We start from the raw sequence: 24432 nt of genomic DNA, 5'->3' as shown, positions 1-24432 counted from the left end.
CTAGGCCATTTCTTTATAAGTCAAAAATAGACGAGCATCAAATTCGAGTTGATGATAATCCGGCTCAATATGACAACAAAGTGCATAGAAGGCTTTGTTGTGATCTTTTTCTTTGATGTGTGCCAGTTCATGCACCACTAACATTCTGAGTAGTGGTTCGGGCGCATCTTTAAAAATCGATGCAATGCGGATCTCGTTTTTAGCTTTTAGTTTGCCGCCGTGATTACGCGAGACAAAAGTGTGCAAACCTAGTGCATGATTAACCACATGAATTTTAGGATCGTAAATGACTTTAGAAAGTGGCGAGGATTTTTTTAAGTAACGATTTTTAATTTGCATGGTGTACTCATACAGGGCTTTTTCTGTTTTGAGAGCATGCATTTTAGGGTATTTAGTTTGCACCCACGATTCGAGTTTACCATTGGCGATCAGCTGGTCGACTTGAGTTAAGACTTGCTGCGGATAGCCTTGTAGGTATTTAAGCGAGGGATTGTTTTTCATTGGCTGTTCTTTTTATCTGGTCGATGATTGACGTTGCTAATTGCTAATTGCCATATTATACCCATTCCATCAATTTAATGATCGCTCAAAATTGAATACAGAGAAAAGTGTCAAAGGCCATGGATGGCCTTTTCTCAAGCGACCAAGGACGGATCAGCGTCTTTTTTGCGTATTCAAATTGATCAAAAATAAAATGAAATAGGTATTAACAGTAGCAACGCCAATTCGATGTGCTTATCTAAACGGAAGCTTTAAATTGTGCTTTGCGTAAACGGTTAAGAGCCGCCATCACATCGAGCGTTCTTGGTTTTGCTAAATCGCCATTATTTGGTAACGCTTGATGCCAGTCACCGGCTAGATACTGTTCGAACGCTTGGGCAGGGTTTTCACTCCAACCCTGTTGCTGCGATAACAAGAACCACAACCAACCTATGGTGTTTAATTCACAAATCGATTCAATTTGCTCAAGCGCTGAAAGATTAACGTGCTCTTTACCAAAGCGAAGGGTGTGAGTGCCTTTGCCTTGAATACGGAATTTACCTTCGGCTAAGATCTTTTGTAAGCAGCCATTTTTTAATGAACGCGAAGGATGAACCACCAATTCGCCTTCAACTTCATGGCTACGTTGGCTTGGGTGTTGTTCAATAACTTGCTTTGCTTTGGTGGTTACATCTAGTACTTGGTAGTCGTGCATTTGGATCACGGTGTCGGCCACATCAAAATAATCGCCCGAGCCGCCCATCACGATGATCGATGAAACGCCTTGTTGATCGCGCAGTTGACCAATGCGATCCACCAGTGGGGTAATAGGCTCATCGCCTTTTGCCACTAATGCCTGCATACGTTCATCACGGATCATAAAGTTGGTGGCGGAAGTATCTTCATCAATCAAAATCGTAGTCGCGCCGGCTTCAAGGGACTCTTGTAACCACGCCGCTTGTGAGGTCGAACCGGAAGCATCTTGAGTCGAGAAATCACTGGTGTCTTTGCCCATTGGCAGATGATTAATGTAGTTGGATAAATTTAAGTTGTGCACACTGCGACCATCTTCGGCGCGGATCTTCATCGCTTGTGGATCGGTAACAATATATTCACGTCCATCGCTAGGAATATGATCGTAAATAGAGCGCTCAATCGCGGTCAGTAGGGTCGATTTACCATGATAACCACCACCAACAATCAAAGTGATCCCTTTGGGAATACCTAAACCACGGATATGACCACGATGCGGAGTATGCAAGGTGACCGCTAAAGAATCTGGCGCGCTAAAAGTGATGGCATCTTTCATCGGTAAATCGCAATCGCCAGATACGCGAGGTAAAACGCTGTTATCGGCCACAAATGCCACTAAGTTATTGGCGGCCAGTTGACTGCGTAGCGCGGCTTGGTCTTCGGCAATTTCGCAATGACGTTTTAATGCCTCGATATCAATTTCGCGCGCAAGAGTGGCGCGGCGAATGAATTTTGGCAGGTGGAAGGTCAAAATGTTAATCGCTTTTTTACCTAAGATCTGACGACCATCGGCAGGTAAATTGACGCGAAAACGCAGCTCAATTCCTTGTTCAGTGAATAATACCGCGGTGTGATCTAAAATCGTTTGGCCATTAAATGCAATATCAACTGTCGCTTCAGGTTGCGCTAATTTGGAAAAATAGCGAGCAATGAAATCACGCGCAGAACGTTGATAATCTTCTGATTCTTCTAGTAACCATTTGAGATCGGTTAATGACCAAGCTCGTTTAGCTCGCAATCGAGAAGCGGTGGCATGCGGGTCGCCTTGAACCGTATCGATAAAAAGATCGAAGTCAGTAAAATCGTATTGTCCCTTGATTTGTTGATAGGCACGATAGTTTTGTTTTTCGATGTTTTTCAGCGCGAAGATCAGGGTTTCCATAGATTATCAGTTTCACTTTTATAATGAGGCAAAATTTAGCCGCTCAGTATAACCTGAATTGGGATTTAGGCGAAGAGCTTAAGTATATAAAGCCCATCGGTGTACACGGCAAAATCATTGTAAATTGGTCGATATTAGGGGTAGGTATTGGATTCTTTTTTTGTTACGCGTTAGTGCACCTAAATTGAATTCTTGCTCAAAAAATGCAATTGAACTATTATTTGTACGTTATTTTGTACCTTCTGGAGTTTGATATGAGCCGTATACATTTCGATCAAGATATTCAGCCTCTTTCTGAATTTCGTGCTGGTGTCACCTCATTTATTAAGCAAATAAATGAAACCCGTCGTCCTCTTGTCATTACTCAACGCGGTAAAGGTGTCGCTGTTGTACTTGATGTTGCTGAATATGAAGCAATGCAAGAAAAAATAGAGTTACTTGAAGAATTGCGAACAGCAGAAGCTCAATTCGCTTCTGGCTTAGGTGTATCTAACGAAGAGGCTCGAGATCAAGTATTAGGGCGTATTAAATGATGAAAGTCGTTTGGTCTCCATTGGCTCTTGAAAAGCTTGGTGATGCTGCTGAATTTATTGCTTTAGATAGCCCTGCAACGGCTAAAAAATGGGTAAATGAAGTATTCGACAAAACAAATTCACTTGGAACTATGCCTGAAATGGGACGAATGGTTCCAGAAATGCCACACACAAATTATCGTGAAATTCTGTTTGGTTATTATCGTATTATTTACAGTGTAGGTGTGGAATTCCGTGTATTGACGATTCGTAATTGTCGTCAGATATTAACTGAAAACGATTTTTAACACGGAGTTTCCAGCAAAAAAGGTTCTGTTGGTTTCGCGAAAGTGTGCTGATCTAGTTTTGCTTGATTTTTGCACGCACCGTTAACCACTTAATGTAGTGTTAATTTTCAATACCCGAGTTAATCAATCTTTCTGGTCATCTCTTTCATCTTGGAAAGTGTTATGCGCCTAACATGAAAAATCCAAATTTTTGATCAGAGGATAGTATCCTCAGGCAAGTGTCGCTCAGAGTCGAACTGGAACTTGTTCGACTCTTTCTCGAGCGTACTTATGCCTTGTCAGAAAAATTATGTAAAACTTAGTCCACCAATGCTTGTAATTCATCAATACTAATATCTTGGTTGTAATCGACATTATCAAAATCAAAACCATTGATTTGCATAAATTCTTTTTTAAGGCCTTGATAGTCGCCAATTTGTTTAAAGTTATCCGCAGTCATATTGTCTACGATGGCTTTAACTTGCGCTTGAGTGGCGCCATCTAGTTCCCAATCATCGATGCGGATCAAGCGTTCGGCATCAACCGGAATATCATGTTGGACATCTCCATCTAGCGCATGATTATAAAGTTTGGTGGTAAACAAGCGCTGCATTTGTTCAATACAACCTTCATGAGTACCGTTTTCTTTCATCACTTTATACAGCGCAATCAAATAAGGCGTTAAAGTAGGGATAAAGACACTGGCTTTAGTCACTAATGCCTTACACACACTGGCGTGCGCAGAACCATTAAAGTTGCTCATTTTTAAGTTCAAAGAATGACTGGCTTGATGTAAATCGACTTTGGCCCAACCTAGCGTGCCATCGCGATAAATAGGGGCGGTGATCTCACTGCCAATGTAGGAAAATGCCACGGTTTTACAGCCTTCAGCCAAAGATTCACTGTTAATTAAATCGTCAATCCAACTTTCCCAATCGGAGCCGCCCATGACTTTGAGGGTTGACTCAATTTCAGCATCGCTTGCCGCTTCAACCGTGCTTTCATGCCATGAGTCATCTTCTAATAACACGCTTGCACCAGTGACGCTGTCACCGATTGGTTTGATGCTGGAGACCCATTTCTCTCCGGTTTTATGATCTGGGCGTATTCCAGTCGCTAAACTATAAATGACCAGATCAACTTCACCTTCAAAGTAAGTTTCAATCGCTTCAACCACTTGGGCGCGTGTTTGTTTGGCAAATGCATCGCCGACGATATTAATCGCAATGCGACCTTCTTTTTCGGCTTCTTTTTTGAAAAAGATATTATTGTACCAACCTGCGGTGCCGACCCCTTTTTCTGATGGGCCACGCTCAAAAGACACCCCAATGGTATCGGCTTGACTGCCACCAAACGCAAGGGCAATACGAGAAGCCAAACCAAAGCCCGATGAAGCGCCTAAAATCAAGACACGCTTAGGACCATTTTTAATAGCAGCAGCTTGCTTTACGAATTCGATTTGTTGTTTTACTGCCGCTTCGCAACCATAAGGATGAGCTGAACGGGCAACAACGCCTTTAATGATGGGCTCAATGATCATGTTAAATCCTATTTATCTAATTGGTGTAACCATCTTGAATTGAAATTACGGCTTGTGAAATCATTGAGATCGGCTCAATAACAGTAAATTCAATCGATTTGGTTACCTTTGAAAAAGTAATGAGAAAAGTTCTAAATTTAGAATAGGAGGGTTTAGCGATAAATTTATTGCGCCAAACAGGTATAAAGGGCATTTTTTTTGAATAAATGTGATTAAATTGTTTCAGATCATGAATAAGAAACGCCATATCACATTGATATGGCGTAAGTCACGATTTGCATAACTGTTATAAATTTGTGTGAACTTGGATCATTTTAACCTGAACTTATAGAATAGGTTGCAGCTGAGCCGCCATAAACTGGGCGATCCACGGTTGTGCTTCGGCTTTTGGGTGCAGTCCATCTTTTTTCATTAACTCAGGTTTGACGATCATATCTTGTAAGAAAAATGGTAACAAAGGGATGTTTTGTTGTTTGGCCAATTCAGGGTATAAATTAGAGAAAGCTTGGGTATAACGTTTACCATAGTTCGGCGGAACCATAATTTGCATTAATGCTACTTGGCTACCGGAACCTTGGCTTAATTTGATTATTTGAGTGAGGTTTTGGCTGATGGTCGCGGGGGGAAAGCCTCTTAACCCATCATTAGCGCCTAATTCGATCACCACCCAATCTGGGTTATGTTGTGATAATAATGCCGGCAGGCGAGCTAATCCGTTACCCGATGTATCACCAGAGATACTGCCATTTATCACCGTGGCGTTAATGCCTTTGGTTTTTAATTCTTTCGGTAATAATGACGGCCAACTTTGCTCGATTGCCATTTGATAGCCAGCACTTAAGCTATCGCCCAAGATTAAAATCGTTGGATTTTGTTGGCTTGCTTGCGCCATATTTATCTGTGTTAAGGATGTTACACACAGCATTATCATTAAGGAGAATATTCTCATCATGTCTCAATCACCTATCGTTCATTCATCTGCAACAACATCGACTACTCAAACATCAATCAATCAGGCATCGACTCTTAACTCTGAGTCTACCGCGTCAGATCCTAAAAAGGTAGCGGTGATCACGGCGCAAAACGTTGCAAAAGTTGTCAGCACCAAACAAGAGCAACTCACGATTTTACACCAAGTAACGCTGAGCATTAATGCAGGGGAAAGTGTGGCATTAGTGGGGACTTCTGGCGCAGGAAAATCGACCTTAATGACCTTGCTGGCAGGGCTAGATACCGCCACCAGCGGCGAGATCAGTTTACTGGGGAAACCGTTATCGAGTTTAGATGATGAAGCCAGAGCGGCGCTTCGAAGTGATGCAATTGGTTTTGTGTTTCAAAGTTTTTTGCTTATTCCCACATTATCGGCATTAGAAAATGTCACGCTTCCTTGTTTGTTAAAAGGTGAGAAAGAAGACATTCAACGTGCGACTGCATTGTTAACTGAAGTCGGGCTTGAGGCTCGTATACATCATACTCCAAGCCAATTATCGGGTGGTGAGCAGCAACGGGTTGCATTGGCTCGTGCATTTATGATCAAACCTCAAATTTTGTTTGCCGATGAACCGACCGGTAATTTAGATCAGATCACTGCCACTAAAATTATTGAGCAACTATTTGAATTGAATCAGGCGCATGGCACCACATTAGTGTTGGTGACGCATGATAATGAACTGGCGCAGCGTTGCGATCGTATTTTCCAGATGCAAGCGGGATATTTAGAAGAAAAAACCACTGGAGGCGAATAATGGGTAATTCTCATCACTCCGCGAACACGGGGTCTCTGCCTAATAAGGCCTTATTAAAGTGGAGTTGGCGCGAAATCAAGCATGGTCAATTATGGCCAGTGGCGATGGCGCTTACTTTGATCATTGCTTGTGTGTTTGGACTTGCAGCCTTAGCCGATAGGCTCGATCAAGTGGTGATGAACCAAGGTAAAAATGCTTTAACTGCTGACACTGTTTTTCGTTCATCCAATCCTTTGCCGCAAACGTTACTAGATGATGTTGCGAAAAAATCGGTTCAAACCGCGACTTTAACCCGTTTTTCCACCATGGCATTTAGTGACAACAGTATGCAATTAGTGACGGTGAAAGCGGTGGATTCGGCTTATCCATTACGTGGTGAAATGTTATTGCAAGGAAAAAAAAGAGCACAAAAGAAACAAGCATCACAACCAAAATCAGTCTCACAAGGCGATAACTCGATTTCAAATCATGTTAATAACAATCAATTGTGGCTTGAACCTCGGGTAATGGATCAACTGCAAGTTAAAATTGGTGACAATGTCACGATTGGCGATGCCGATTTCAAGGTGTCAGGGCAGGTGTTACAAGAGCCTGGTTTAGCCTTTAATCCGTTCCAGCAAATGCCCAGTGTGTATATTCATCAATCGGATGTAGCCAAAACGGGCGCGGTGCAAGTCGGGAGTCGCGTCAGCTTTCGCTTATTTATTAACGCCTCACAAAACCAAATAGACGCACTTAAGAAGCAGATTGAACTGACCCCAAGCGATCGCTGGATCGATCAAGATTCACAGAGCCGTACCTCGGAAGTTTTTGAGCGGACAAAACAATATTTATCATTAACGGTGGCGATTGTGATTGTCATGGCGGCGATCACCTTAGTGTTAACCTGTCAGCATTATGTTGCCAGTCGTCGTCAAACCATTGTGATGTTAAAAAGTTTAGGTGCACAAAAACAGTGGCTGATCCGTTGGCTGTCATTGCAAATTGGCAGTTTGTTTGTGATTGGTATGGTGTTTGGGGTGGTGATTGGCGTGATATTAGAAGTTTTATTACGCATTCCATTAACCGACGTATTGCCAGATCCGCTACCAAGCTATGGCTGGATGCCGTTGGTTTTCTCTATCGGTACTTGTCTTGCCATTGGTATTCCAGCATTAGGGATCCCGTTATTAGGTTTACTTAACACCTCTGCCGCGTCTGTTATGCAAGACTCAGCGGCCAAAATATCGAAAAAAGCATGGAGCTTAGTATTACTGCCATTCGTGTTATTAATGCTTGCGTATGGCAGTAATGTTTTAGTGTGGATGGTGCTTGCCAGTATTATGGTACTGTTTGTATTGCTGGCGATCATTAGCCTTGGGGTAGCTCGCTTATTACAACGATTACCCGCCACACCGGCGTTAAAGTTGGCATTAAGTCGGATTAATCGCTCCTCGCTTGCCAGTGGCATTCAATTTGGGGCATTAGCCTTATCATTAATGTTGATTGCTATGATTTGGTTGGTACGCAATGATTTACTCAGTGACTGGCAACAAACTCTGCCGCCCGATGCGCCGAATGTGTTTGCTCTTAATATTGCCGATCATGAAAAAGACGCCTATCTACAACAGTTAGATCAGGCGAAGTTGATCCGCTCGCAAGCCTATCCGATCATTCGAGGCCGCATTAGTCAGATCAATGGCGTTGACGCGAAAGAATATGCCCATGGTGAAGATAAGAGTGATTCTCTGCGCCGCGAGTTAAACTTTACTTGGGCCGATTCATTGCCGCAAAGTAATGATTTGCTCGAAGGCACATGGGGTGAATCAGGCAGTGTGTCAGTTGAGTCCGGTGTTGCTGATGACTTGGGCTTAAAAATTGGCGATACCGTGTCATTTGTGATCAGCAGTCAAACCGTTAGCGCTAAGGTGAATACGATTCGAAAAGTGCATTGGCGTGAAATGAAGCCCAATTTTTACTTTATTTTCACCCCTGATGTTTTAAAAGATATTGCTGGTACTTGGCTTGTGAGTTTTAAAGCGCCTCAAAGCAAAAACATGGAGGTTGAAACTGAGCAGCTCGATGGCAATTTATTCTTAAATACATTATCGCGCGATTACCCAACTGTGAGTTTGATGGACATTCGAACCATGGCGGGGAAAATCCAAGTGCTACTGACTCAAATTGTTTGGTCGATCACTGTATTGGCGGGGTTAGGGGTAGTCGCAGGATTGTTGCTGATCTTTACTTTGTTGCGGTTGAGCTTGTCGCAACGTCAGCAAGAAATCCGCTTATATCGAACTTTAGGTGCCAGTCGTAAACGTATTAACCGCACTGTTTGGTATGAATACGGCATCATGGCATTGATTGCCGGTTTAGTGGCCTGTGTTGGGGCAGAAGCAAGTGTCGCCAGCATCATGAAATGGGGATTTGAGTTAGAACCTACTTGGCATTGGGGGTTGTGGTTCAGTCTGCCAGCATTGGCTTTTGTTACTTTAGCTTTGGTGCTGAAAACACTGATCAGCCAATTGTTGGTGCCTATGAATAAAGTAAACGATTAACTGCTTTGTGGAATAGTTTGTGAGTTATCCACAAAAACGGTGGATAAATATTGGGATAACTCACAGGTACTTTTGAGGGGGTCGGCTTGAAAGCCACGTGCTGTCATTGTTAGCGAAATTTGGTTATACACATTTATTAAAAATCAAAAAAGTGAATAGATTGAGTCAAGCTATATTTGCGTTATTTTTCATAAAAAAAGTAGACAAGTTTTCAAATTTTGCTCGAAAAAACTGACCAAAATGATAGGGTAATCACAGGAGTTTACAACCTGCTGTAATATTGCATTATGCTGGTTGTTTTAAGGGCGGTTTTTGCAAAAAATCGTGGTTTCTAGCTTAAAAATAGCATGATATTTTTGTTTATTCGTTTTGCTAAAAAATCTTTTAGGCTGACATCCCAGCCATTATGTTTTTAACCAATATCTCGTCCTCGTTATGGATTATATACCTAGTTAAATAGGTATGACTTTAGGATTATCAAACACACTATGTCAGCACCTCATATTGGTATTATTGGTGGTGGAATTGCAGGGGCAACCGCCGCCTTGCATTTTGCTGAATTGGGATTAGACGTTTCCATTTTTGAGCGTGGACCAAGCTTGGTTGATGGTCCACCGATTTGTCACTTGCATGCGGGTGGCAACTTATATCGAGAGATCTCCCAACAGCAGTGTGTCCAATTACTGCAAGAATCAATTGAAACGGTCAAGTTATATCGTCATACCTTAAATGTACGTCCGACCGTAATTGCCGTGCCTAAACAAGATAAAGGCCAACCAGAAGATTTACTGCCGCGTTTAGAAGTGATCAAACAGGCTTACCATCAATTAGTGGCGAGCGATCGGTCTAATCAAGTGTTGGGAGACCCTGATCATTACTATCAATTATATTCCAAACACGATCTTGAAAGGTTAGCGAAACAAGCGGTGCCAAAACCTGATGATATCAGTGAAGCAAGTTTAGATGAATGGATGATCCCGTTTGCCAAACAAGTGGATTTAAATACCCTGAAGTTTCCGGTAGTGCTGGTGCAAGAATATGGCTTAAGTGTGTTTCGTTTATCTGCCACGGTGAACATTTCGCTGCAACAACTGCCCAATTGTCATGTTTACACCGATACCACCGTCACTGGGGTTAATGAATCCTGCTATTCAGATGGTAAAACCAATTCAGACATTAAAACCGATGCAGACGTTAAAGCGAATGTAGACGGTAAAGGGAATGCAGACAATAAAACCAAGTGGAATATCCATTTTCAACCGTCCGTTTCACCAACCAGTGGGATGGGGGATCACAGCCGCAGTGTTGAAGTTGATTATTTGATTAATGCTTCCGGCTATCAAACTGGCACGGTCGATGATTGGATCAAAGCACCACGTTCACGCTTAGTCGAATTTAAAGCGGCCTATGTGTCTCGTTGGTTAGAGCATGATGGCATGTGGCCAGAGGTGATTTTTCATGGTGAGCGTGGAACCCCGCAAGGTATGGCACAATTAACACCGTATCCCGACGGCTATTTTCAACTGCACGGGATGACGGAAGACATCACCTTGTTTAGTGATGGGGTGGCTAAATCGACCGCAGAAAGTTCTCAACCTAAACTACCGGCCTATTTGATCAATAAAATGATCCGTGGTTGGGATGAGAGACAACAAATTGAGCGTACCAATAAAGCCATAGCTCACATGGCGCAGTTTATTCCAAGCTTTGCGAGCGCCACTGTCGGCGGAAAACCACTATTTGGCGCACAACAAGTTCCGGGAAGTGATATTTCCTTACGCGCGGCAAGTGTGTCGTTTGTGGGAGATAACTATGCACGTTTAGAGATAGTAAAAGCGTCATCGGCGATTGAAGCGGCGAAACAAGTTGAAGCAGAGTTATATAATAAAGGCTATTTGAGTGCTTCAGATTCAATTGCGCGTGATCCCGTGTCCGCACGATTAGAGCTTCGCCAAGTATTAAGCAAAGCATTCCAATTAGCACAGCAAAGGCATTACCCAACCGCATTAGCCGATATTGGTGGTGTCAATCGAGATGATTAGTCAACATACTGTGCCGTATCTAATCGATTTGACGGATATCGACCGTGCTCGCAACAGGGCAGTGATCACTTAAATGATGATATAGCGCTTCTTCTCGGCTAAACAATACCTGTTTACCTTGCGAGGCGCGCCCCGGTTTGCTGATGATAATATGGTCAATCAAGCTTGGGTAGCGATACAGCTCATTAGGATCATTTCTCGATTTCACCTGACAAAATGCATCTGTGGTGGCGGTTACCAATTCAACTTGTCTTTCAATACCTTTATTCAACGTTAACCATAACCAATCATTTTTCGATGAATTTCCGTGAAAGGAGAGGTTGTGATTAAAATCGCCCATCACAATAAACGCTTCTTTATTGTTAAGTCGGGTTTGCATCCATTGATTAAGTTTCTTACCTTGTTGACTTAACTGACTGCAATTTTTACTGCGCGATTTCTTGCCAATACAACCTTGCTTTAAATGAACCGATAACAAGTGCACGTTAGGCTCACCGATCCGTTTTAACACCACATAAGTGCCAAAACGCAATTTTGAATTGGGTGACATGATCAGATCGCGCGGATCACTCACTTTCCATTTTTTAGAAATAGCCAAACCTGTGTATTGATTGACACCGGAGAATTGCTTGGATTTGTTCGATGACCAAGATCTATCGGAGAGATAGATGTGATAAAAAGGCCCCACCACTTTTTTGATGGCCGCTTTTGAATCGACTTCTTGAAAAGCTAAAATATCGGCTTGAATCGCAACAAACTTGTCATTGAGTCGGGCGAAGTCTTGCGAAGAGCGTTTACTTTGAGGAATACTTCGGCTGGGCTTGGTCGTGAGCCATTCTAAGTTCCAAGTCGCCACATTTAAGTCATTTGCCTGCACCGTCGGCGCAAAGAAACCACAAAAACCAGACAAAACCAAAGCAAGCATTGGAGCGGTGAAATTTCGCATTTTAGTCCTTTAAAAACTGAAAATAGTAGTTGCTATTTAGGTTATTTTGAGTGTGGTAAATTACTATTTATTGACCTAAGTTTAGCGACTAAGTGACGCATAAAATAGTATGTAATTTGAAATAAAAGCGTTTTCATCCTTGACCGCGATCTTGAACACCAAGATCGTATTGATCTTCATCGCACCCATCCTTTTATTGATCTAAATCAAGAGCTCATTTGGTGTAAAATCGATAATGTGCACCATATATTGTGTCTTGGTTGGTTTTTAACCCTATATAATGAATTTGTCAGTAGGAAGAACGTTTTGATGACTAAATTAATCGTAATAAAAAGAGATGGGGCAAAAGTGCCATTTCAACAAGATCGTATTGTTGCTGCGGTAGAAAGCGCGGCGGAACAGTCCGATCAAGCATTGAAAGATTATGCCCAGTCTGTTGCTCAAAATGTTGAAACCAAACTGACGGCTCAGTGTCATCCAGATCTGCAAGGCATACACATAGAAGAAATCCAAACATTAGTCGAAAATGAACTGATGCAAGGCTCGTATAAAGGGTTGGCACGCGCTTATATTGAATATCGTCATGATCGTGATATTTCGCGTGAAAAAACCAGCGCTTTGACCAAAGAAATTGACGGATTGATCGAGCAAAACAATACTGACATTTTAAATGAGAATGCCAATAAAGATGGCAAGGTGATCCCAACTCAACGTGATCTTCTCGCCGGTATCGTGGCCAAACATTATGCGAAACAGCACATTCTTCCGCGTGACATTGTAACGGCGCATGAAGTGGGTGATATTCATTATCATGATCTTGATTACGCGCCGTTCTTCCCAATGTTCAACTGTATGTTGATCGATCTAAAAGGCATGCTGACGGGCGGCTTTAAAATGGGTAACGCTGAAATTGACACCCCAAAGTCCATTTCAACCGCAACCGCAGTGACCGCGCAAATCATTGCTCAAGTGGCCAGTCATATTTATGGCGGCACCACCATTAACCGCATTGATGAAATTCTAGAACCGTATGTTCATGCTAGCCATGCTAAGCAATTGAAGCTGGCGCAACAGTGGGATATTCCTAATCCACAAGAGTTTGCCCGTAAACAAACCGAAAAAGAATGTTACGACGCTTTCCAATCTTTGGAGTATGAAGTCAATACACTGCATACCGCGAATGGCCAAACGCCTTTTGTGACCTTTGGTTTTGGTTTAGGCGAAAGCTGGGCCAGTAAACTGATCCAACAATCTATTTTGCGTAACCGTATTGCGGGTTTAGGTAAAAATCGTAAAACGGCTGTATTTCCAAAGCTTGTATTTGCGATCCGCGATGGCTTAAACCATAAACCAAGCGATCCGCATTACGATGTTAAGCAACTGGCGCTTGAATGTGCTACCAAACGTATGTACCCAGATATTCTTAACTACGACAAAGTTGTGGAAGTGACCGGTTCGTTTAAAACCCCAATGGGCTGTCGTAGTTTCCTTGGTACTTATGAAGAAAATGGCGAGTTGATCCACGATGGTCGGAATAATATCGGGGTTGTGAGCTTAAACTTGCCACGTATCGCGATTGAAGCTCATGGCAGTGAAGACGAATTCTACAACATCTTAGAAAGCAAATTAGTATTAGCGAAGCGCGCATTAGACACTCGTATTCAACGTTTAGAAAATGTTAAAGCTCGTGTTGCACCGATTTTATATATGGAAGGGGCATGTGGCGTTCGTCTAAAAGCCGATGACAACGTTGCCGAGATTTTCAAACATGGTCGTGCTTCGATTTCGCTGGGTTATATCGGTTTACATGAAACCGCTACCGCATTGTTTGGTACAGAAAAGCACTTATACGACGATGAAAAAATGCGTCTAAAAATGCTGCGCATCGTCAATCGCTTAAAAGATACAGTTGATCGCTGGACGAAAGAAAGCGGTTATGGTTTTAGCTTGTATGCGACGCCAAGTGAGAATTTATGTAATCGATTCTGCCGTTTAGATGCCAAACAATTTGGTGTCATTGATGGCGTAACCGATAAAGGTTACTACACCAACAGTTTCCACTTAGATGTGCAAAAAACCGTTAACCCATACGATAAAATTGACTTTGAAATGCCATATCCAGAAGTCTCTAGCGGTGGCTTTATTTGTTATGGCGAATTCCCAAATATGCAACATAACGTTGAAGCACTCGAAAACGTATGGGATTACAGCTATAACCGCGTGCCTTATTACGGTACCAATACTCCAATTGATGAGTGTTATGAGTGCGGCTATACCGGTGAGTTTGAATGTACTAGCAAAGGCTTTACTTGTCCGAAATGTGGTAATCACGATTCAACCAAAGTATCGGTCACTCGTAGAGTTTGTGGTTATTTAGGCAGCCCTGACGCTCGTCCATTTAATGATGGTAAGCAGGAAGAAGTAAAGCGCCGAGTTAAGCATTTATAATTATACCCGTCATACTTGAAGCTACAGCTTCGTTGACTTCATTATTTAGGCTATAGACAGAAAAATCTAAGACCAAACGCAGCATAAGTCCTTAAGCTGCGTTTGTTGTTTTAGTGGTGTTATTTTGGATTTGGAAGTGAATGAATATTTCTCAATATTATCCCATTGATGTGATCAATGGCCCAGGTACGCGTTGTACCTTGTTTGTGTCTGGTTGTGTCCATCAATGTAAAGGATGTTATAACCAGTCAACTTGGTCACCGAGTTCGGGGTCGTTATTCACCCAAGAAAATCAAGACACGATTATTCGAGATCTGCTTGATACTCGAATAAAGCGCCGCGGATTATCACTTTCTGGCGGCGATCCACTTCATCCTGATAATCTTGATGATGTCTTGGCACTATTGCAGCGTGTTCGTAAAGAATGTGTCGGCAAAGATGTCTGGATGTGGAGTGGATATACACTGGCAGAGTTGAATGCTAAACAACAACAAGTTGTGGCATTGGTGGATGTGCTGGTGGATGGTAAGTTTGAACAAGAATTAGCCGATCCAAGTTTGAACTGGAAGGGCAGTGCTAATCAGGTTATTCACTACTTTAGTGAGCTAGATTAGGCGCACTTGATCTTTAGTGATTCAATTTTGTTCGAGAAAAGCGTTATAGGTAAGGCAAGCCGTATGAAGTCTCGTTGCTAAGTATTGTTAATCGTTATTAAAAAAATCGATGAGAGTTAAATTCTCATCGATTTTTTTTTGTGCCAATGGTAATTTGACACTAATTGTATCATTTCACAGGGTTGTGTCTTATGTTATCTCATCTTACTGCGCCTCAAGCAGATCCTATTTTATCGCTTTCAATTGCCTATCGCGCCGATCCTCGCGCTGAAAAGGTCGATTTGGGTATTGGCGTTTATAAAAATAGCCAAGGCCAAACACCGATCATGGCAGCGGTTAAACAAGCTCAACAACGCCAAACCGAACAACAAACCAGCAAAGCGTATGTTGGTCTTGCCGGTAACGAAGTATTTAACCAATGCATGATCGATCTGATTGTCAAAGATACTTCGGCTTATTCTCGCGTGTCAGCCATTCAAACCCCCGGAGCCAGCGGCGCATTACGTATGTTGGGCGACTTAATCAAGGTGGCACAACCGGATACTACCGTTTGGATTTCGAACCCAAGTTATGTTAACCATCGCCCAGTGATGGAAGCGGCGGGCTTAAAGGTGCGTTATTACCAATATTTCGATCCTCAAACGCGTCAAGTTGACTCCCAAAAAATGCTGCAAGATCTATCATGCGCGGGTAAAAATGATGTGGTACTGCTGCATGGTTGTTGCCATAACCCAACGGGCGCGGATATTAGCTTGAGTGACTGGAAAGCGATCACCGAGCTGGCGCATAAAAATGGTTTTACTCCGTTTGTGGACATTGCTTATCAAGGATTTGGCGATGGACTTGAACAAGATGTCGCGGGGGTGAAATTTATGGCAGATAATGTTGAAGAGATGCTGATCACCGCGTCTTGTTCTAAAAACTTTGGTTTATACCGTGAGCGTACAGGCGCAGCGATTGTGGTAGGAAAGAACCAACAGCACACCGATAATGCCAAAGGAAAATTAATGACTTTGGCGCGCTCAACTTACACCATGCCACCTGATCATGGCGCAGATTTGGTCGCAACCGTGTTAACCGATGCCGATTTAACTCACACCTGGAAACAAGAATTAGTGGTGATGCAGCAACGATTGGTCGGTTTACGCACCGCTCTGTGCCAAGAATTGAACACGACGCACAATATGGATCAATTTGACTTCATAAAGTCACACAAAGGCATGTTCACTGTGTTAGGATTTTCATCACAACAAATGCTGCAATTGCGTGAAGACTATGGAATTTATGGCGTAGGTGATGGTCGTATTAACATTGCAGGCTTGCAAGAAAAAGACATAGAGTATGTTGCTAACGCGATTGCAACATTAGCAAGATAATCATACATCCAAAAAACGTGTATAATGAATCCTATAAATCTAAATAATGATGACGTTTGTCGTCATTATTAAAAATTGAATTAAAAAAAGGTTAGTATAATGAAAAAATGGGGCTTCCTCTTTCCTGTCATCTTATCTGTTGCTGTGGTCGGCTGTTCTACAACGCCACCACCTGCATCAACCGATTCGACAACCACAAGCAGTACTGTAAAGAAAGATGATGCCACCGCAAGCAATACTGCTGCATCAAAATCTGACGCAGAAAAAGCGGCGGCGGCAAAAACAGACCCAGCAAAGTTGTCACCTAAAGAAAAGCACCCTAATGTAAAGCCTAAGCCAATGCCAACCGTGACGCCGAAGAAAGCTCACGCGATCACAACAGGCACTAAAACGCCAGAAGGCAAGCTGATCTTAGGTCAAAAAGAGTGGGTCCATATTGATTGGCTAGATATTAACGTTCCTGCTCGTATTGATACTGGCGCGACCACTTCATCAGTCAGTGCTATTGATATCGTTGCTTTTGAGCGTGATGGTAAGAAGTGGGTGAAATTCAAACTTGCTCATGATAATAAAAGTTCAAAAGAACTTGAATTGCCGGTGGCTTCTACCAAATTTATTCGTCAGTCTAACTCAGATAAAACCTTCGAGCGTTATGCGGTAAAAGGTTGGATCACAGTCGGAACCCTGAAAGTACAAACTGAATTTACTTTAGCGGATCGTACTCACATGGATTTTGGTGTGTTACTAGGGCGTAGTTTCTTCCGCGATGAAGCGGTGGTTGATGTTAGCCGTCAATATGTACAGCCTAAAGTGAAAATTGGTACCAATAAATAAAACGGCATCTCTGTTGATTGGGCATAGTGCTCATTGTGATTTCATCAATTAAACTTTAATCAACTAAATAGAAAAGATAAAACCTCCTGAACTTTCGATAAGTTAGGAGGTTTTTTATGTTTAAAAGTAGCGATATCTATGGTTAAACTGTTCCGTTTGATTTTTCTCTCTAAACTGTTGGATCTTCTCTAGTTGTTTGTATATGACATAGTAGCGACTGATATTCGCGACATAATCCACCGGCTCACGACTAATATATTTACGAGCCATCACCTCGACATGATTAAACCAGATATTCGGATCATAGCCATGTTTTAGCGCTAAGCGGCGCATTTTTCGAATTTTAGCGGGACCGGCGTTGTAAGAGGCAAGGGATAAATAGATTTGGTTTTCAACGGTGATATTGTCATCATTGTAATATCTGTCTTGTATGAATCGCATATACTTCACACCTGCATGAACATTATTTCCTGGTTTTTCAATGTTTTGTATATTTATGTAAGGTTCATTAGCCGTAGTTGGCAGAAGTTGCATTAAGCCTACAGCACCAGCGTGAGAAACCAAATTATTGTTAAAGCGTGACTCTTGGAATGATTGCGCAGAGACCATCAACCAATCAAATTGATATTGTTCAGAATATTGTTTAAAAATGGCTGAGAGATTATTTAAACGATCTAATTTTTTAGGGCTTAACGCTGTATTTAACCATTTAGTGTGGTTGAGGTATTTGTTGTAAATAACATTGCCAAGTAAAGTGCCTTGCTTGGATGTTTTTACAAATCGATTCACGACTTTTTTAAGTTGAGGTTCATTTTTTCGCATTGCCCAGGCAATTTGACCTTCGGTTCGGATCGGGAATTTGTCATGCAGACGAATATTTTTCATTCGTTGTACCCAAAGCCTAGATTTGTGACCATCAATGACGGTGGCAGGAAGAAGATTTTGATTGAGCATTTCCATTAATTCATAGTCTTGTAATGAGGTCTCAACAAAGTTGATCTGAATAGGAGGTAAGCCTGCTGTATTGAGTTGTTGGTTGATACTCTTGAGACTTTCGAAGTAACTCGAACTTGGTCGAACCCAAATCTCTTTTCCGCTTAAATCTTTTAATGTTTTAATCTCGAGGGTATTTTTATTGGTGACAATGAGTTCTTGTACATGATTGACGATAGGAGTGCTAAAGCTATAATTTTGTAGCCTTGTTGGGGTAATGGTTAAATTGGCAACGGCAAGGTCACCATAACCTGCATTAAGCGAAGGTAATAATTGATGACGTTGTACCGGAATGATTTGAATCTTTAACTTATTTTTACGTAAATCTTTTTCGAAATGATACAAAATTTCGGCAATGATCCCTTTAGGTTGGCCTTTTTCGATATAATAAAACCCAAGATCGGCAGCCACTAATACTCGAATTCCCCCTCTTTTTTTCAACTCAGGTAAATCCCCCATATACGGTTGTTTACTTAATGGAGAAAGTTCAAGAGCAAAAACTAAGTTGGGTATTAATGTGAGAGCTACTACCCATAGTCGGAATCTTCGCATTAATTGTCATCACTTTGTTATGTTTGTTAAGTAAAGATAATGCCAAATAGAATGGTAAGCAAATAGCTTTGTGTTTATCTGGCAGTTAGAATGCGAAAGTGTTAGCTAGGTTTTAATTCAAATAATAAATTCTTGCTTTCACGTTGATAATAAATAGCTAAACCTCTGAACTAAATTGCTTTTAAGAACTATTGAGAAATAAAATGAAAGGAACACATAAAGCACTGATGGTACAAGGCACAACCTCTGACGCAGGTAAAAGTGTGTTAGTGGCAGGCTTGTGCCGAGTTTTAGCGCGCAAAGGAATTAACGTCGCGCCATTTAAATCTCAAAATATGGCGCTTAATAGTGCGGTCACCAAAGATGGCGGAGAAATCGGCCGGGCGCAAGCGGTGCAAGCATTTGCCTGTGGCATTGAACCTAGCGTTGACATGAATCCGATTTTGTTAAAACCCAATACCGATATTGGTGCGCAAGTGATCGTGCAAGGTAAAGCGCTGCAATCGATGGACGCGATTGATTTTCATGGTTATAAGAAAATCGCCATGCCGTATGTGATGGATTCTTTTGAAAAATTAAGCGCGCAATATGACAGTATTATGATCGAAGGCGCAGGCAGTCCGGCAGAAATTAATCTTCGAGAAAACGATATTGCCAATATGGGCTTTGCTGAAAAAGCCGATGTGCCAGTGATCATTGTGGCTGATATTGATCGTGGTGGAGTATTTGCTCATCTTTATGGCACCTTGGCGTTATTATCGCAATCAGAGCAAAATCGGGTGGTGGGGTTTGTGATTAACCGTTTTCGCGGTGATATAAAACTTCTCGAATCTGGCTTAGATTGGCTTGAACAAAAAACCGGTAAACCTGTGATTGGGGTGTTACCTTTTTTACATGGCTTAAATATTGAAGCGGAAGATGCGATTAGCGCAGAGCAAACCTTGGGGGCCAATGCCAAATTCACTGTATTTGTTCCAGTGGTGACCCGCATGAGTAACCACACCGATTTTGATCCACTGCGATTACATCCTGATATTGACTTTCAATACCGTGCTCAAGGTCAATCATTGCAAGGCGCGGATCTTATCATTCTTCCTGGTACTAAATCGGTTCGACCTGATCTGGAATTTTTGAGAAAACAAGGCTGGGATAAGGATATTGAACGCCATTTACGGTTTGGCGGCAAACTAATGGGGATCTGCGGCGGTTATCAAATGCTAGGTCAATGCATCTTAGATCCATTAGGTTTAGAGGGCGAAGCAGGTGAATCACAAGCTTTGGGTTATTTACGACTACACACGATATTAGAGCCACAAAAGCAACTACGCCAGATGCAAGGATGGTTAACGTTACCGCATCAACAAACCGTGACGGTTACAGGCTATGAAATTCATGCCGGTCGCAGTGAAACCGATGATCAGCAACCGATCGAATGGTTGGAAGAGTCACCCGATAGCGCCCAACATAGCCTAAAAGATGGCGCGATCAGTGACTGTGGACAGATATTTGGCAGCTATTTACATGGCTTGTTTGATGAACCCGAAGCGTTAACGGCCATTTTACAATGGGCGGGTTGCGAGCCTTTATCACAAGTTATAGACACTGACCAATTTAAACAACAAGCGATTGATCGCATTGCCGACGCGATTGAGACTCATCTAGACTTAAACTTACTGTGGCCGCAACTTAAAACCTGATGTCACCAACCAACAAACTGATGTAATATCTTAAAAATAATTATAATTTTCATTAGAGGTTTTATGAAACAGCTAAACAAAATTGCGCTTGTCGCCGCATTTGTTTTTCCTTCAATTCAAGCGATGGCAGCAGAGGTGAATGTTTACGCCGCATCTTCAATGACCGATGTGATGAATGAACTGAGCCAAGAATTTAAACAACAAACAGGTGACGAAGTTGTGTCGGTGTTTGCGGGTTCTTCAACACTGGCTCGTCAAATTGAACAGGGCGCACCGGCTGATGTATTTATATCTGCCAACCCGAAATGGATGGATTATTTGGCTGATAAAGGCATGACTACCAAAGATAAAGTGAAAAATTTAGTCGGGAATCAGCTGGTATTAATTGGGTCTGGTGGTGAGAATAAAACGCAAATCGATGCTGGTACATTTAAACAATTACCGACTTTACTCGGCAGTGATCGTTTAGCGGTAGGCCAAACGGAAACGGTTCCTGCGGGTATGTATGCCAAAGAAAGTCTCACTAATATGGGATTATGGTCGGTACTATCGAGTAAAACAGCGCCCAGTAATAATGTTCGTCTAACCTTATCCTTAGTTGAACGCGGTGAAGCGCCATTTGGCATTGTGTATAAAACCGATGCCTTGATGAGTAAAAAAGTGACTATAGTACAAACTTTCCCCGACAGTACCCATTCACCAATTGTGTACCCAATGACAGTGTTAAATGATAAAGCACAAAGCCAAGCATTCTATAAGTTCTTAGCGACGGAAACGGCCAGCAAAACTTTTATTAAGTATGGGTTTACGCCATTAATGGCATACTAATCATTTATCTTTAAATCAGAAATAAAAGACAAAAGGAAGCGAGTTTGGCGCTAACTGATTATGAAATTCAAGCCTTGTTTTTAAGCTTGAAAGTCTCTTTTACTGCGGTGATCTTTTTGTTGCCAGTCGGGATATTCCTATCTTGGCTATTGGTAAAAAAAGAATTCTTCGGCAAGAGATTACTGGATAGCGTGATCCATCTTCCTTTGGTATTACCTCCGGTCGTGATTGGGTATTTATTGTTACTGACTATGGGTAAACAAGGGGTTGTCGGACATTGGCTGGCCAGCACTTTTGGCTTAGTCTTCAGTTTTAATTGGAAAGGCGCTGCATTGGCCTCGGCGGTCGTCGCATTGCCATTAATGGTGCGTGCCATTCGTTTAAGTTTGATCAATGTTGACCCAAAATTAGAACAAGCGGCGCGAACCCTTGGCGCGACGCCGCTCAAAGTATTCTTTACCATCACGCTGCCACTGGTATTGCCGGGCATTATTACGGGCGCTATGCTGTCCTTTGCCCGCAGTTTAGGAGAATTTGGCGCAACCATTAGTTTTGTTGCCAATATTCCGGGGCAAACTCAAACCCTGCCTTTGGCTATGTATAACTTTATTCAAACCCCTGGCGCAGAGTTTCAAGCCGCGCGTCTATGCATTATTTCAGTGGTGATCGCTCTATTGTCGTTGTTATGTTCTGAATGGCTGACCAAAAGAACGCAAGCTAAGTTGGGTGTCACCAATTCGGCAGGGGGCGCAGTATGATCACATTACGTTTTGAACAACAACTCGAGCAATTTGCCCTTAATATTGATGCCACCATTCCTGGCGCTGGGATCACCGCGATTTTTGGCCGCTCTGGCGCAGGTAAAACCAGTGTTATCAATGCAATCAGTGGCTTGAAGAATCCTACATCAGGCCGAATTGCCAAAGGCGATCAGGTTTTATTTGATTCCGAATTAGGCATTAATCAACCAATTGAAAAACGTAACATCGGTTATGTATTTCAAGAAGCACGATTATTTCCTCATTATAAAGTAAAAGGCAATTTACTCTATGGTGTGAAAGGCAAAATAGAAGCGAATAAATTTAACCAAGTGGTTGAATTATTAGATTTATCCAGCTTATTGAATCGTTACCCAGCGGACTTATCTGGTGGCGAGAAACAGCGCTGTGCCATTGCTCGTGCATTACTTTCAGAGCCTGATATTTTATTGATGGACGAACCACTAGCTTCCCTCGATCTACCTCGTAAGCAAGAAGTGATGCCATTTTTAGAGCGTTTATCATCGGAAGTGAATATTCCGATTTTATATGTGACCCACAGTATGGATGAGATCCTACATTTAGCCGATCACATGCTGTTAATTGAAGATGGGCGAGTCAAAGAAGCGGGAGATATCGAGACTTTATGGCGCTCAACGTCATTAGCCGCTTGGCATAATACGAATGAATTGAGTACCTTATTTAAAGGAAGGGTAAAACACACTCATAATCATTACAGTGTCACTTATGTTGAGTTGGCGCCACAGGTTGGGGTTTGGATGTCGGGTATTCAAGCTCAAGCAGAAGAAATATTGCGGATAAGGATCCATGCCAGCGATGTATCGATCACCTTAGAGCACGCATCAAACACCTCTATTCGTAATATTTTACCCGCCACAGTGGTTAAAGTGGCAGAAGTCAGCGATGCCTCTGCGCCTGTATCGGTATTACTACGTTTACAGCATGATGAAAGTACGGTAGACAATAACTCTCAAGATCTTTGTCTGTGGGCAAATATTACCGCTTGGGCATACGATGACCTCAAACTACAAACTGGGCAATTAGTTTACGCACAGATTAAAGGGGTTCGTCTCACCAATAAAGATATGGCGCGTAAAGGATAGTTCACAAAGATTCATTTTGTAGATGTTAAAATCATATAAAGCCTTGAAAGAGTGAAAGCTCTCTCAAGGCTTTTTTGTGTCCGTTTATAAGTGGATGGCACGTTTCTTGATCGTTATTTATACAAGGCAGGCTTACTTAATCAACACAAGGACGGTTAATTATGTGGTTATCTTTATTTTTCAATTCATTACAGGAAAGAGAACAAACTAAAACGATCATCTTTAGTGCAAGCCCTTACGGTATGCCCGTTATCTCGCACCATTATGATGCAAATAATAAGGGGCAAAATTTTGAGTCAAGATCGAAATCAACGTCACTATTTAATGCTTGAACAGGATGTTCACCCCGTCATATTTACGGATTTAGATGGCACCTTACTTGACCATGATACTTACAGCGCTGCTGAGGTCGCACCATTATTGCATCAGTTGCAATGCGCCAATATAGAGGTGATCCCGACCACCAGTAAAACCCAAGCCGAACTGTTAGTGTTGTGCGAGCAGCTTAGTCTATCGAGCCCATTTATTGTTGAGAACGGCGCGGCGGTGTATTTGCCCGTTGCTAGATTTAAACAACCACCACAAGGGACACTCCATATTGGTGATTATTGGGTTAAGAATTTCAGTCAAACTTGCGAACACTGGTTGCTGATCCTTGATGAAATCGAACATGAGTTTACAGGTTTGTTTACCTCATTTCACACGATGTCATGCGAGTATTTAGCGCAATTAACTGGGCTATCGCAACTTGAAGCGCAACGAGCAAAACAACGTCAATTTGGTATGCCGGTTGAATGGCTAGGCGACCGCGATCAAAAGCGTCAATTTATCCAAAGGTTAGAAGCTAAAGGGGCAACCGTCTTGGAAGGTGGCCGCTTTGTACATATATCGGGCGAGCATGATAAAGGCAAAGCCATGCACTGGCTTATGGAGCAGTATAAAAATCAACATGAAGCAAATGCTAAACCATTGATTAGTATTGCACTGGGGGATAGCCACAACGATATTGCGATGTTAGAAAAAGCGGATATTGCCGTTAGGATCGCATCACCGCATCATGAACGACCGCAATTAACGTGCTCACATAATGTTATCGATAGCACAGAATATGGACCGCAAGGTTGGAACAGCTCAATTCGGTTTCTACTGAAAAAACATTTATAAAACAACTTAATATCAAGCATGGAATGCAGGAGATAAC

20 protein-coding genes are annotated in these 24432 nt (G+C 42.2%); 14 read left to right on the top strand and 6 right to left on the bottom strand.

Annotated elements, in window-relative coordinates; all coding sequences use genetic code 11:
- Together GFB47_RS13865 and GFB47_RS13860 are read right to left on the bottom strand one after the other, a co-directional pair.
- The gene (locus GFB47_RS13865; RefSeq protein ID WP_153448630.1) at positions 1 to 501 is read right to left on the bottom strand and encodes a YgjP-like metallopeptidase domain-containing protein; all 501 of its coding nucleotides are present in this window, start codon (positions 499 to 501) and stop codon (positions 1 to 3) included.
- A gap of 238 nt (positions 502 to 739) precedes the next feature.
- Entirely contained in the window at positions 740 to 2395 is a 1656-nt protein-coding gene (locus GFB47_RS13860; RefSeq protein WP_153448629.1) for an ABC-ATPase domain-containing protein, read from the bottom strand.
- A gap of 254 nt (positions 2396 to 2649) precedes the next feature.
- On the opposite strand from GFB47_RS13860, the gene GFB47_RS13855 reads away from it, so the two are divergent.
- Together GFB47_RS13855 and GFB47_RS13850 are read left to right on the top strand one after the other, a co-directional pair.
- Positions 2650 to 2928 (top strand): type II toxin-antitoxin system Phd/YefM family antitoxin, encoded by a 279-nt coding sequence (locus GFB47_RS13855; protein ID WP_178306520.1) that lies wholly within the window; start codon positions 2650 to 2652, stop codon positions 2926 to 2928.
- Positions 2928 to 3215, top strand: a complete 288-nt coding sequence (locus tag GFB47_RS13850) for a type II toxin-antitoxin system RelE/ParE family toxin (RefSeq protein WP_153449014.1) — start codon at positions 2928 to 2930, stop codon at positions 3213 to 3215. The genes GFB47_RS13855 and GFB47_RS13850 overlap by 1 nt, the downstream gene beginning before the upstream one ends.
- Positions 3216 to 3513: 298 nt before the next feature.
- On the opposite strand, the gene fabV is transcribed toward GFB47_RS13850, so the two are convergent.
- Positions 3514 to 4734 carry an enoyl-ACP reductase FabV gene (gene fabV, locus GFB47_RS13845; RefSeq protein WP_153448628.1) on the bottom strand — a complete coding sequence of 407 codons (1221 nt, stop codon included), beginning with the start codon at positions 4732 to 4734 and terminating at the stop codon, positions 3514 to 3516.
- Positions 4735 to 5059: 325 nt separating this feature from the next.
- Entirely contained in the window at positions 5060 to 5659 is a 600-nt protein-coding gene (locus tag GFB47_RS13840; protein ID WP_407701711.1) for an arylesterase, read from the bottom strand.
- A 25-nt stretch (positions 5660 to 5684) separates the two neighbouring features.
- On the opposite strand from GFB47_RS13840, the gene GFB47_RS13835 reads away from it, so the two are divergent.
- The 3 genes from GFB47_RS13835 to GFB47_RS13825 all read left to right on the top strand — a co-directional run bounded on the left by GFB47_RS13835 (position 5685) and on the right by GFB47_RS13825 (position 11061).
- Positions 5685 to 6479: an ABC transporter ATP-binding protein gene (locus tag GFB47_RS13835; protein WP_153448626.1), complete on the top strand. Its 795-nt coding sequence runs from the start codon at positions 5685 to 5687 to the stop codon at positions 6477 to 6479.
- Positions 6479 to 9019 carry an ABC transporter permease gene (locus tag GFB47_RS13830; protein WP_153448625.1) on the top strand — a complete coding sequence of 847 codons (2541 nt, stop codon included), beginning with the start codon at positions 6479 to 6481 and terminating at the stop codon, positions 9017 to 9019. The genes GFB47_RS13835 and GFB47_RS13830 overlap by 1 nt, the downstream gene beginning before the upstream one ends.
- 488 nt (positions 9020 to 9507) lie before the next feature.
- Positions 9508 to 11061 (top strand): NAD(P)-binding protein, encoded by a 1554-nt coding sequence (locus GFB47_RS13825; protein ID WP_153448624.1) that lies wholly within the window; start codon positions 9508 to 9510, stop codon positions 11059 to 11061.
- A 19-nt stretch (positions 11062 to 11080) separates the two neighbouring features.
- On the opposite strand, the gene GFB47_RS13820 is transcribed toward GFB47_RS13825, so the two are convergent.
- Entirely contained in the window at positions 11081 to 12007 is a 927-nt protein-coding gene (locus tag GFB47_RS13820) for an endonuclease/exonuclease/phosphatase family protein (RefSeq protein ID WP_153448623.1), read from the bottom strand.
- 309 nt (positions 12008 to 12316) lie between these two features.
- Here GFB47_RS13820 and nrdD point away from each other — a divergent pair, with 309 nt between their 5' ends.
- The 4 genes from nrdD to GFB47_RS13800 all read left to right on the top strand — a co-directional run bounded on the left by nrdD (position 12317) and on the right by GFB47_RS13800 (position 17279).
- Positions 12317 to 14455: an anaerobic ribonucleoside-triphosphate reductase gene (nrdD, locus tag GFB47_RS13815; RefSeq protein WP_153448622.1), complete on the top strand. Its 2139-nt coding sequence runs from the start codon at positions 12317 to 12319 to the stop codon at positions 14453 to 14455.
- A gap of 140 nt (positions 14456 to 14595) precedes the next feature.
- Entirely contained in the window at positions 14596 to 15069 is a 474-nt protein-coding gene (gene nrdG, locus GFB47_RS13810; RefSeq protein WP_153448621.1) for an anaerobic ribonucleoside-triphosphate reductase-activating protein, read from the top strand.
- A 191-nt stretch (positions 15070 to 15260) separates the two neighbouring features.
- Complete coding sequence (locus tag GFB47_RS13805; protein WP_153448620.1) at positions 15261 to 16445, top strand: amino acid aminotransferase; 1185 nt, start codon at positions 15261 to 15263, stop codon at positions 16443 to 16445.
- A 96-nt stretch (positions 16446 to 16541) separates the two neighbouring features.
- On the top strand, positions 16542 to 17279 hold the full coding sequence (locus GFB47_RS13800; protein WP_456119761.1) for an ATP-dependent zinc protease family protein: 738 nt from the start codon (positions 16542 to 16544) through the stop codon (positions 17277 to 17279).
- A 120-nt stretch (positions 17280 to 17399) separates the two neighbouring features.
- Here the strand turns inward: GFB47_RS13800 and GFB47_RS13795 are convergent, their stop codons facing one another.
- Positions 17400 to 18824 (bottom strand): MltF family protein, encoded by a 1425-nt coding sequence (locus GFB47_RS13795; RefSeq protein ID WP_153448618.1) that lies wholly within the window; start codon positions 18822 to 18824, stop codon positions 17400 to 17402.
- 203 nt (positions 18825 to 19027) lie between these two features.
- Between GFB47_RS13795 and GFB47_RS13790 the strand changes: the two genes are divergently transcribed.
- The 5 genes from GFB47_RS13790 to GFB47_RS13770 all read left to right on the top strand — a co-directional run bounded on the left by GFB47_RS13790 (position 19028) and on the right by GFB47_RS13770 (position 24395).
- Entirely contained in the window at positions 19028 to 20521 is a 1494-nt protein-coding gene (locus GFB47_RS13790; RefSeq protein ID WP_153448617.1) for a cobyric acid synthase, read from the top strand.
- 63 nt (positions 20522 to 20584) lie between these two features.
- Positions 20585 to 21349: a molybdate ABC transporter substrate-binding protein gene (modA, locus tag GFB47_RS13785; RefSeq protein ID WP_153448616.1), complete on the top strand. Its 765-nt coding sequence runs from the start codon at positions 20585 to 20587 to the stop codon at positions 21347 to 21349.
- Between the two features lie 44 nt (positions 21350 to 21393).
- Positions 21394 to 22107 carry a molybdate ABC transporter permease subunit gene (gene modB, locus GFB47_RS13780; RefSeq protein WP_153448615.1) on the top strand — a complete coding sequence of 238 codons (714 nt, stop codon included), beginning with the start codon at positions 21394 to 21396 and terminating at the stop codon, positions 22105 to 22107.
- Positions 22104 to 23231 (top strand): molybdenum ABC transporter ATP-binding protein ModC, encoded by a 1128-nt coding sequence (gene modC / locus GFB47_RS13775; RefSeq protein ID WP_153448614.1) that lies wholly within the window; start codon positions 22104 to 22106, stop codon positions 23229 to 23231. Before modB ends, modC begins: the two co-directional genes overlap by 4 nt.
- A 291-nt stretch (positions 23232 to 23522) precedes the next feature.
- Positions 23523 to 24395, top strand: a complete 873-nt coding sequence (locus GFB47_RS13770) for an HAD-IIB family hydrolase (protein WP_218619106.1) — start codon at positions 23523 to 23525, stop codon at positions 24393 to 24395.
- The last annotated feature ends 37 nt before the right edge of the window (positions 24396 to 24432 follow it).

Origin of the sequence: Vibrio algicola, assembly GCF_009601765.2 — a bacterium.
Lineage (GTDB): Bacteria > Pseudomonadota > Gammaproteobacteria > Enterobacterales > Vibrionaceae > Vibrio > Vibrio algicola.
The sequence above is the reverse complement of the archived record's forward strand: the minus strand, read 5'-3'. Positions and strand labels throughout refer to the sequence as shown.